This is a genomic window from Paenalicyclobacillus macrosporangiidus, from assembly GCF_900116805.1.
In the GTDB taxonomy this organism is placed as follows: domain Bacteria; phylum Bacillota; class Bacilli; order Alicyclobacillales; family Alicyclobacillaceae; genus Alicyclobacillus_H; species Alicyclobacillus_H macrosporangiidus.
Genome location: NZ_FPBV01000042.1, coordinates 1 through 9,776, shown reverse-complemented (window position 1 = coordinate 9,776; position 9,776 = coordinate 1). Strand labels below are relative to the sequence as shown.

The following is a 9,776-nucleotide window of genomic DNA, read 5'->3' as shown; positions in this document are numbered from 1 at the left end:
CAAGTGGGAGATTGGGTGAGGGTGCGGACGGCGAAGAAAAAGCGTCCGGCGGACGACGATATGGATCGCACGGTGCAGGAGGGCGAGATCGTGTTCATCTACCGCCGGTTTGCTGTTGTTCAGCTTCCCCGCTACCGGGAGACGTTTTGGCTGGACGAGCTGATGCCTGTCACGACGGCGGACGATGAAGAAGCGGTGGAACGCGAACAGCAACGTCGGGTACTGGAGTGGTTGGGCGCTTGAAGGCGCTGTGGGACGATTACGCCCACAATTCCACCCAGGTTCACACCGACCGGTTACGGGATGTGGGCGCTTACGTCCCACAAAGGGACGGTGAGGCAAAGTGCTGCGAATACACGTGTATTTTCGCGACCCGAAAGTGATTGATTTCGTCCGGCGATTGCCAGCCCGACAACGGTCGAGGACCCTGGAAGCCATGCTGCTTCGGGTCCTTGAACAAGGCCAGGAGGACGGGGGATTTGCCAAGCGGGTGGCGGAGGAAGTAGGAAGGTGGCTTCTGGAACAGGGAATTGGTGCTTCCAGAAACACCGACATGTCGGGTCAGGAGGATGTGGAACAAGATGTCCCACATAACCCCGTCATATCGTTCCTGCAGAGGTGGGATGACGAATGATCCTGCAGTGGCGGGGCAGCGATTTTTCACCGGAGCAGCAACTGATAGGCGTGGTCTTTGACGCGGGAGTCATACTACGGAACGATGTGCTGTTCTTGCTGGGGTGGAGCAGAGCCAAGCTGGAAAAGCATGTGACACGAGTAAAGAGTGGGCGGTCTGATCCGTTGATTCGTGGCGTTTGGGTTCGGCGCAATACATACGCATATCTTCTGACTGAAACGGGGGTGCGCTATGCTCACCAGATGCTTGGAATTGAGGCCAAGGCCGTCACGATGGAAGCACAAATGAATCATGCCCTGGGTCTGAACGCGATTCTCATGAGGTATCTGCACACACACGGGTTTGACGGCGTGCGGTGGTTCAATACCCGTGAGGCGGCGGACGAGCTATGGTTTCTCCGAAAGCTGGCGACAGGGCAGGCCGACACGGATTTACGGGTAACCGCAATCCGGCCAGACGCGATTTTGCGAACACCAAATGGGTTTTGGTGGGTAGAGTACGACAACGCGACGGAAAATTCGCGCCAGATCTGGCGCAAGTACCAGATGTACGTGACCAATCTTGCTCCATTGGACACTTCTTTTCGGCAAGTGGTGTGGGTGACGAAGAACGAATCGAGGCAACGGGTTTTGGAAACTATCTGGAATCGAATGGATAACAAGGACGTTGATATGAGATTTTACGTGGAAACGCATGAGCCGTTTTTGAGTACGGACGCCGTAGGGTAGATAGACTGGTCCCTGTCTGGAATCGAGGTGAAAACGTGTCGGGTAAAGATGACAGAAATCCCTTTTGTAGAGCGTGGGTCTGAAAGTGAGTTGGTCACTCCACAGACATTCCTTCCGCTCCAACGCTTGCTCATCGCTCTTCTGCCATACACCCCTCCCCTTACCGAAGGGAGGGGTTTTTCGTTTGGCGCACCTGTGGTCATATTCCGCTGCTTGGTTGACCGTGGGCTTCCTTTCTCTCTGTGCGATCACGGATGTCCTCTACCGCCGGGTGAGTGAGACAGCGATTTGCTGCTTCGCCCTGGCGGTGATGTTTGTCCACTTCTCTTGGGTGGCGGTGGTATCCGGACTGCTGTGCGCAGTCCTGTGGTGGGTGTCGGATCGCCGCAACGCCGCCTTGGGCGACATTGAGATGGCTGCGCTTACGGGGCTTGGCCTTGGACCGTTCAGCCTCATTGCGATTGCGACTTCATGCGCGTTGGCTCTGTTGACAAGGCCATGGTGGCCGCGGCTGTCGAGCCGCATGACTCCGCCGGAAGAGAGGCACTTGGCACCGAGTGGTCTGTACTTGGCGGTTGGGGCGCTGCTGACGATTTTGATCGTACCGTGGCTGGTTGCTGGGTTCCAAGAGTACACGGCATTCGTCGCCATACACGTGGCGCAATAACTAGGAGGTGAAGGGACGATGAAAAGCCTGAAAGTTCGTCTGCGCTGGCGGCGCGCGGGAGGCGATGACAATATATCACGGCTAGCCTTGATTTTGGCCGCCATCGGGTTGACGGGCGCAGGCGTTGCTGGCACGTGGGTGCTTTACGCCCACGGCGGAGATAAACAGGCGGTCGCTGCGCACGACATGGCTGAAAAATTGTGGGGGGAGCGCCCGCCTGACTATGTGGTCACGGTCAAGGATGGCGTCGGCACTGTTACGCAGGTGTCCCCGCAAGCGCCAGTGATGACGGTAACGCTGACGGCCAGTTCACAACAAGCGTTCACCGGGCAGAGTGTCACGCTTACGGCCACGGCCAGCAAGGACGTAAACGGGTATGTGCTTGAAATCCTGGATCAAACCACCGGACAGTGGGTCGGAGCGCGAGTCACGTACGGGACAACCGACACAGCGACAGTTTCTGAGGCTACGCCGGGTTCGCATACGTACGTGGCTTACATTGTGGACCCGAACAACACATCCACCCCCGTGGCTGAATCCGCACCGGTGACCGTGACATGGATTCAGGCGTATACGGTGTCGTTGAGTGCGAGCGCATCCACGGTTGAAGTCGGTGGCAACGTCACACTGACAGCGACGGCGAACCAGGATGTTGCCCAGCACACGCTCGTAATTGTGGATGAAACCACTGGCGAACAGGTGGGGGCACCAACAACAAGCGGAATGTCCGCGCAAGCGGTGGTGTCGCAAACCTCGGCCGGAACACACACGTATGTGGCGCTCATTCAAGACCAGTCTGGTACTTTGGCTGAGTCTCAGCCCGTATCGGTGACTTGGGCGCAAGCCAATGTGACATTGCAGGTGGATGCGCCGCAATCGGGACTAGTCGCGGGCAAAACCGCACAGGTAAGTGGCAGGGTAACGCTGCCCGATGGTACACCGGTGCCCGGTACAACCGTGACCATTTCCGCGACGGGCGGGACCATCACTCCGGCGCAGGTTACGACTGATACGAACGGTAATTTCACCGCGACGTACACTGCTCCGAACACCCAAGGTACGTACAAGATTACGGCGTCTTGTAACGGCTCAACCGCTTCAACGACGGTGCAAGTGCGTCAGGAGTTCACGGTCACGTTGCAAGCGAGCGAGACGGCGTTGCCGATTGGTCAGAGCGTGATTCTTACGGCGACATCGAATCAGGACGTGGCGCCGTATTCGCTGTCCATTGTGGATGAAACCAATAATCAGGTGGTCGGCGGGCCAGTGACTAACGGAACGTCCGTTCAAGCGGTGGTATCCCAGACTTCCGCCGGAACACACACGTATGTGGCGCTTATCCAAGACCAGTCCGGCACCTTGGCCGAATCCCAGCCTGTTTCGGTGGCTTGGGCTCAAGCCAATGTGACGCTGACAATCAATGCGCCACAGTCTGGACTTACTCCCGGACAGAGTACCGAGATCAGCGGCAGGGTGACGCTACCGGATGGCACTCCGGTGCCGGGTGTGCCTGTGACCGTTTCCGCGACAGGGGGGACTGTCACCCCGGCGCAGGTTACGACGGACGCAAATGGCGATTTCACAGCTACGTACACCGCTCCGGATATGCAGGGGACGTATACGGTCACGGTGACTTGTGGTGGAGGAACTGCCTCGACGACAGTGCAAGTACGCCCAGCGTTCACAGTCACGTTGCAAGCGAACGAGACGGCGTTGGCGATTGGTCAGAACGTGACCCTCATGGCCACGGTGAATGAGGATGTAGCGCCGTATTCGTTGGTCATCCTGGACGAAACCACAGGACAGGTGGTCGGCGGGCCTGTGACTAGCGGAAGGTCCGTTCAAGCTGTAGTGTCCCAGTCGGCCTCCGGAACGCACACGTATGTGGCGATCATCGAGGACCAGTCGGGCACTTTGGCCGAATCTCAGCCCGTGTCGGTGACCTGGGCGCAAGCCAATGTGACGCTGACGATCAATGTGCCGCAATCTGGACTCGCTCCTGGACAGAGCGCTGAAATTACAGGCAGAGTGACGCTGCCGGACGGTACTCCGGTATCAGGTGTGCCTGTGACCATTTGCGCGACGGGCGGGAATGTCTCTCCGGCGCAGGTTACGACCGATGCGAATGGCAATTTCACCGCGACGTACACCGCGCCGGATACACCAGGGACGTACACCGTCACCGTAGAAGTTGGGGGAGCGTCCTCAACCACGCAGGTGAGTGTAGCTGCCGCTTACGCGACAAATAATGTGGACACGATTACTTTGGGAACAACCTCCAATCCGAGGGGAATTGCCTACGGCAATGGATTCATATATGTTGCCAATGCGGCAGCAAACACAGTGTCGGTCATTGATGTGAACACAAATAGTGTTGTATCAACGATCCCTGTTGGGACCTATCCCTGTGACATTGCCTATGGGAATGGATTTGTGTACGTGGTCAATGTCTCTTCCAATACAGTGTCAGTTATAAACGCCACTACAAATAAGGTTGTAAAAACGATCTCTGTTGGCAGTGCACCTACTAGTGCTGCATTTGGCAACGGAATGGTGTACGTGACTAACAGTTATTCCAATACGGTTTCCGTCATAAACGCAACAACCAACGCGGTTGTAGCAACTGTCGCTGTTGGTAATAGGCCCAATAGCGTTACATTTGGTAACGGGATGGTGTACGTGGTCAACGGTGATTCTCATACAGTGTCCGTGATCGACCCAAATACCAACAAAATCGTGTCAACAATCCCTATTTCGAACAATGACAGTGCTGACGGTGCTACTTATGCGAATGGGTTCTTGTACATTGCCCACGTATCGTACGACACTGTGACTGTTGTGGACACTGCTACAAACCAAGTGGTGGCAACAATTTCTGTCGATAGTCCTGGTCAAGTCGCATACGGGAACGGGTTCTTGTATGTGACCAATGTGAGTTCCAACTCCGTATCAGTCATTGATCCCAAGACAAATCAGATTGTCGCCACAGTTCCTGTAGGAAAAGGCCCCATGGGAATCACTTGCGTGAATGGGTTTGTATACGTTACCAATTTTGCTTCAAGTACAGTGTCTGTTTTGCATTGACTGGGGATGTCTCTGTCTATGGAGTAAATCGATAACCAAAACCTTGTGATGACAAGGTATTGCATCGCCATGTGGCGGTGCTTTTCTTTTTGCCCTGCACACCTCCACAGAGTGAAGGCAATTCCATTTCAGATGAAGGAGTGGTTGGTCGTGACGAAGACGGAATTGATCGTGGAGCTGGCCGTGCGCGCGGATTTGACGCAGGCGAAGGCCGGGCGGGTGATCGAAACGCTGTGCGAGGTCATCGGAGAGCGGCTACAGGCTGGGGAGTCTGTTGCCTTGCCGCCTCTCGGGCGTTTTATTCCAGTCCAGCGTGCGGCGCGCATGGCTCGCAACCCAATAACCGGAGAATCGGTTTCTGTCCCTGAGCGTGCCGCGGTTCGGTTCCGAGCTTCCGAAGGACTGAAACGGAGGTTGAATTGACGTGCGGGTGTACCTGGCACTCGGTGACCCGGCGACGGAGGCGTGGCTAAAAAATACCTTGTCTTCAAGCATTGCTTGGGTCGACTTGATGCACGCCGATATCGCGCTGGTTTCTCGCCTGGCCGACGCCAAGGCGGCGGTAGAGTCCGGGGTTCCGGTCCGGTTCGTGGCCGGAACCCTTGACGCGAAAGGTCGGGACATGGTGACGAAGGCAAAGGAACTGGGGATTCGGGACGTGCAGGCGTGGCCGGAAGGCGAAGAGGTTTCGGCCTCCCGTGTGCTTGCGTTTCTCGCAGAGGCGTTACCGGAGGTGCCGCGGGTTGAGATCCCGCGCGGCCCGTATCGTGTCAAGGTCGTGTCCACCCGCCAATCCGGCGGGACCTTTTTTGCCTGGAATCTGTGGCACGTGCTGCGGGAGCAGGGGTTCGACGCGCGGTTCGTCAGTGTATCCAGTGCGAGTCCCTTGGCGTCTTGGCTTGCGCCGCCTTATCGGGACATCGTGTTTGGGGCGGCGCAGGCGGATGGGGGCGATGTGTGGGTGCTTGACGCCAGCGACACCACGGTGCCGGTCGAAGCGGACGCGGTGATTGCTGTGCGGGACTGCGACCCGGCGAAGGCTTTCTCGGCACCGCCGGGGCCGGATGCGTGGGTGGTGGTCAACCGGGTTCCAGTGAGAGTTTCGTTGCCAGCGGACTCGGTGCACCTCGAAATTGAGGACTTGGGATCGCTGGTATACGAGGCCATGACCACAGGTGTACCGGCAGCGGCACGGTATCCGGCATTTGCGGAGGCGCTGTCAGGGTTGTGGCAGGCCATTTGGAAAGGGGATCGAGGGTTTCAGGCTAAGGTGTTGGCCCCGGACATGGAAACGACGGTCCTAGTGAAGGATGCAATAGCGCACGGCCCTGGCGTCGGCAAGTCTGCGGACGGATTTGTCTTCGACGATGAGGCCCTCGACGACAACGAGGACGGAGGATTCGTGCTCGACGACTGACGCGATGGGGAGGTGATGGGCGGTGTTTGCACTGGTCTGCAAGGACGGGGCGAGCGACGTGCAGGCCCAGTGCGCCGGGGTGTTCGAGGTGCACGTGGTCACGGCGATGAGCGAATTGAAACGGCTTGCGGCGGAGGGCGAATTGGAAGGCGTGTTTGCGGATGCGCGGCTGGGCGTCGCGTCGGTGGTCCGGGAACGGCTGACGGGAGTGCCGGTCTACGAATACACGCCACCGTTTCGCGTGGATGCGGCCATGCGCTGGCATGAACAGATTCGCAAAGCGGCGCCGGAATTCCCGGCGCAGCAGACGTTTACACTGACTTCTTCTCCGTCTCCTCCACCTGAACCGAAGCCGAAATTACCAAATCCAGAAAGACCTCGCTCAGTCGAATTGCCTTTCCGGCACACGGTATCTGCGCCGGTGCGGCGTCGTACGCCAGTCATCATGCTTGACAGCCCAAAAGGCGGCGCCGGCCGCTCGACGCTCGGTGCGCACATGGCGTACTACGGGGCACTACGGGGCAAGCGGGTCGCGGTGATTGACCTGGACAGCTTCGGGGACATCGCCCAGAAGTTCGGGTTTGCGGACGCGCCGGATGTGCGCGGTTGGCGTGGCAATTCGGTGGAGGAAGCCGTGCGGGATGGGGTGTGTTTAGTACACGAATCCGGCTTGCACCTGTTTCCGTCGGCTCAGAGCAAAGAAGTGGTGCTCCAGGACCCGGAGTACGCCCTGCACCTGTTGCAGCTTTGCCTGGAGGAGATGGACGTGGTGCTGCTGGACATGCCGCAGGGCTGGACGCCGATCCATCAGGCAGTGTTGCCGTACACGACGCAGGTGCTGTTTGTCGTCGTGCCAGCGGTGGACCAGCTCGCCCGGATTCAGGAGCACGCAGACAAGTTGGTGTTCGCGGGACTGTCCAAGGCGGATGTGTCGCCGATCCTCAACAAGAGCAAGAAGGCAAGGTCAGACGAGCGGGCGATGGCGCAGTACCTGCTGCCGTTCTCCGTACGGGCCGTGGTCCCGTTCGACCCGACGATTGACAAGCGCGGCGGGATAAACGGCAAGCGGATCGTCCGGGCTATGAAGCCATTTTGGGACGAGACGTTCGGGTTTGTGGCGCCGCAGAGGCGGCGGTGGTTCGGGCTGTTTGGACAATGAAGCGGTACCATTCATCGCGCGATGAATTGGGGGGATGCGGATGATGCTCGGCGTAGACTTGGGCTACGGATGGGTGAAGGCGACAAACGGCGAACGTGTACTGCGCTTCCCTGCGCTGGTTGGCGAGGCGCACGAATTGGTGATGCAAGAGATGTTTGGGTCGCGTTCTGCAGAGTACGACGTGACCCTTGAAACGCCGTCGGGCACCCGGCGCGTGTTCCTCGGGGAGTTGGCCCGGCGGGAGAGCGCGGACGCGGCGCTCAATTTGTCTACGCGCAAGTTTGAAGACGAGGACACATTGGCGCTGTGGTTGACGACGCTGGCGCTTTTGGCCAAGGACGGCGAGCCGCTGGACGTGGTGACGGGGTTGCCGCTGGCGCACTACGAGACGCAGCGGCGTGCGTTGCGGCAACGTCTGGAGGAGACCACCGGACGGGTGACAGTGCAGGGGCGAACGGTGGACGTACAGGTGCGAAGCGTGCGGGTGATCCCGCAGGCGATGGGCGCGATGATCGCGAGCCTCCTGGACCCTGTTACCTTGGAGCTTCGTAATCCTGCCTGGACGGAGCATGGCGGGTACCTGTTGTTAGTAGACGTCGGGACGCGGACAACGGGTTTCGTCACCTTTGAGACGCAGCCCGAATTGGCGCTGGTCAACCGCCTGTCGGACTCGGTGGACGTGGGGGTGCATGACCTGCACGTGGCACTGGCCGGGGTGTTCCGGCAACGGACGGGCGAGACACCGCCGTTTTCGGACAGGATTTACGACGAGCTGCTTGCCCGAGGCGAGGTGGCGTATGGCGGGCATACCGTCTCTGTGGAGCCGGAGCGCACACGGCATATGGAACGCCTCGGCGGTCTCATCGTCCGACGGATCGTCGAGCGCATGGGAGCGGAGGCGGTGCGGCGGGTGCAGACCGTGTTCGTTGCGGGAGGCGGACATGCGATTGCACTCCCGGCGCTGCAAAACGCGTTCCCACGCGTGTACGTTGTTCCCAATCCCCAGATGGCCAACGCGCAAGGGTACTGGATCTACGGCGTCACAAAGTCGGGGAGGGGATGAGGGTGGCGCTTCGGCAACAGGTGATTGTCCGCCTCGCGGACGAGACGGTATTCGGGCATGAACTCTTGCTTGCTCATCCCCGTGAGACGCTGGGGCGCGGGACTGTTGACGGGCCTTGACCGGTACATCCTCGACGTGGCGGCGCAGCGGGCGAAAAACAGTGATGAACTGGTGTTCGTGAACGTCACGTCGGAGTTGTTGACCGAGCGAAGTCTGCCGTTCCCGCCCGACGAGGATTTGACGGGACTGGTGCTGGAAATCACGGAACGAAGCCGCCTCGACGCCGAGGCGGTCGCTTTGTATCTGGCCCAATTCCGGGAGCGGGGCCTGAAGGTGGCCTTGGACGATTTCGGAGACGGGTTCAACGGGATCTCCCGCTGGAGTGTGCTTCAGCCGGACTTCGTGAAAGTGCGTCTGACGGAAGGAGTGGAGGTGTTCTTGCCTATGCTGGTACAGGTTGCGGCGGAATCAGGAGCCCAGTTGGTGGTTGAGCGGGTAGAAACACCCGAACAACATGCTTGGCTGCAGAAACTGGGCGTTGGGTACGGGCAGGGGTTCTACTATGGACGCCCTACCCCGATTGAGGGGGGTGCGGCATGAGAAAAATCGGTTTTGCGGGTTTTGGCAAGAGCTTTCTGTCGTGGAACCTGGCCGGGGCGGTGGAGGACAGTGTGATTTACGCGGACCACCGCGCGCCGTACCGGGTGTGGAATCGGACCGTACCGGTGTGCGAACGGTGGGCGGATGTCGAAACGGCTCGTCCTGAGCTGGTGTGCATTGACCATGAGGAGTCCGAGGTGGCGCCGGACATCGTGGTGTACGGTGTCACTCCGGATTTGGCTCGTATTGAGTTGGCGCTGCGGGCACAGCGGAAGGGCACTCGGACAGTTGTTCCGGTGCTTGTGGGATACGAGGAAACGGGGGTGCCCTGGCCGTTTCCGCCCGAGTTCCGCCCTGCAATCACCGTACCGTGGGACATGCGCCAGGCAACGTCGCCGCTTGTCGGTGCGCCGTTGACCCTGCG

At 59.1% G+C, this 9,776-nt stretch carries 10 protein-coding genes; all 10 read left to right on the top strand.

Going from position 1 to position 9,776, the window contains the following annotated elements:
* Window positions 1–243, top strand: a 243-nt coding sequence (locus BM357_RS17855) for a hypothetical protein (RefSeq protein ID WP_217647717.1), incomplete at its 5' end; no start/stop codon positions are given.
* Between the two features lie 387 nt (window positions 244–630).
* Window positions 631–1,362, top strand: a complete 732-nt coding sequence (locus tag BM357_RS17845) for a replication-relaxation family protein (RefSeq protein ID WP_074956651.1) — start codon at window positions 631–633, stop codon at window positions 1,360–1,362.
* Window positions 1,363–1,546: 184 nt separating this feature from the next.
* A complete protein-coding gene (locus BM357_RS17840) occupies window positions 1,547–2,029 on the top strand; it encodes a hypothetical protein (protein WP_074956650.1) in 483 nt (160 codons plus the stop codon).
* Window positions 2,030–2,047: 18 nt separating this feature from the next.
* Window positions 2,048–5,113, top strand: coding sequence for a carboxypeptidase regulatory-like domain-containing protein (locus tag BM357_RS17835; protein WP_074956643.1), 3,066 nt, complete (start codon window positions 2,048–2,050; stop codon window positions 5,111–5,113).
* 150 nt (window positions 5,114–5,263) lie between these two features.
* Complete coding sequence (locus BM357_RS17830) at window positions 5,264–5,536, top strand: HU family DNA-binding protein (RefSeq protein WP_074956657.1); 273 nt, start codon at window positions 5,264–5,266, stop codon at window positions 5,534–5,536.
* A 1-nt stretch (window position 5,537) separates the two neighbouring features.
* Window positions 5,538–6,530 carry a hypothetical protein gene (locus tag BM357_RS17825; protein WP_074956642.1) on the top strand — a complete coding sequence of 331 codons (993 nt, stop codon included), beginning with the start codon at window positions 5,538–5,540 and terminating at the stop codon, window positions 6,528–6,530.
* Between the two features lie 22 nt (window positions 6,531–6,552).
* Window positions 6,553–7,689, top strand: a complete 1,137-nt coding sequence (locus BM357_RS17820; RefSeq protein WP_074956641.1) for a CpaE/TadZ family protein — start codon at window positions 6,553–6,555, stop codon at window positions 7,687–7,689.
* Window positions 7,690–7,732: 43 nt separating this feature from the next.
* A complete protein-coding gene (locus BM357_RS17815; protein WP_245784087.1) occupies window positions 7,733–8,752 on the top strand; it encodes a ParM/StbA family protein in 1,020 nt (339 codons plus the stop codon).
* A 105-nt stretch (window positions 8,753–8,857) separates the two neighbouring features.
* Window positions 8,858–9,352, top strand: coding sequence for an EAL domain-containing protein (locus BM357_RS17810; RefSeq protein WP_245784086.1), 495 nt, complete (start codon window positions 8,858–8,860; stop codon window positions 9,350–9,352).
* Window positions 9,349–9,776 (top strand): hypothetical protein (locus BM357_RS17805; protein ID WP_074956639.1); only part of this gene is annotated, 428 nt, incomplete at its 3' end. The genes BM357_RS17810 and BM357_RS17805, both read left to right, overlap by 4 nt.

Excerpts from the sequence above, each read along its gene's own strand:
- BM357_RS17845 (WP_074956651.1), top strand. The coding sequence starts at position 631 with ATGATCCTGCAGTGGCGGGGCAGCGATTTTTCACCGGAGCAGCAACTG.
- BM357_RS17835 (WP_074956643.1), top strand. The coding sequence starts at position 2,048 with ATGAAAAGCCTGAAAGTTCGTCTGCGCTGGCGGCGCGCGGGAGGCGAT.
- BM357_RS17815 (WP_245784087.1), top strand. The coding sequence starts at position 7,733 with ATGCTCGGCGTAGACTTGGGCTACGGATGGGTGAAGGCGACAAACGGC.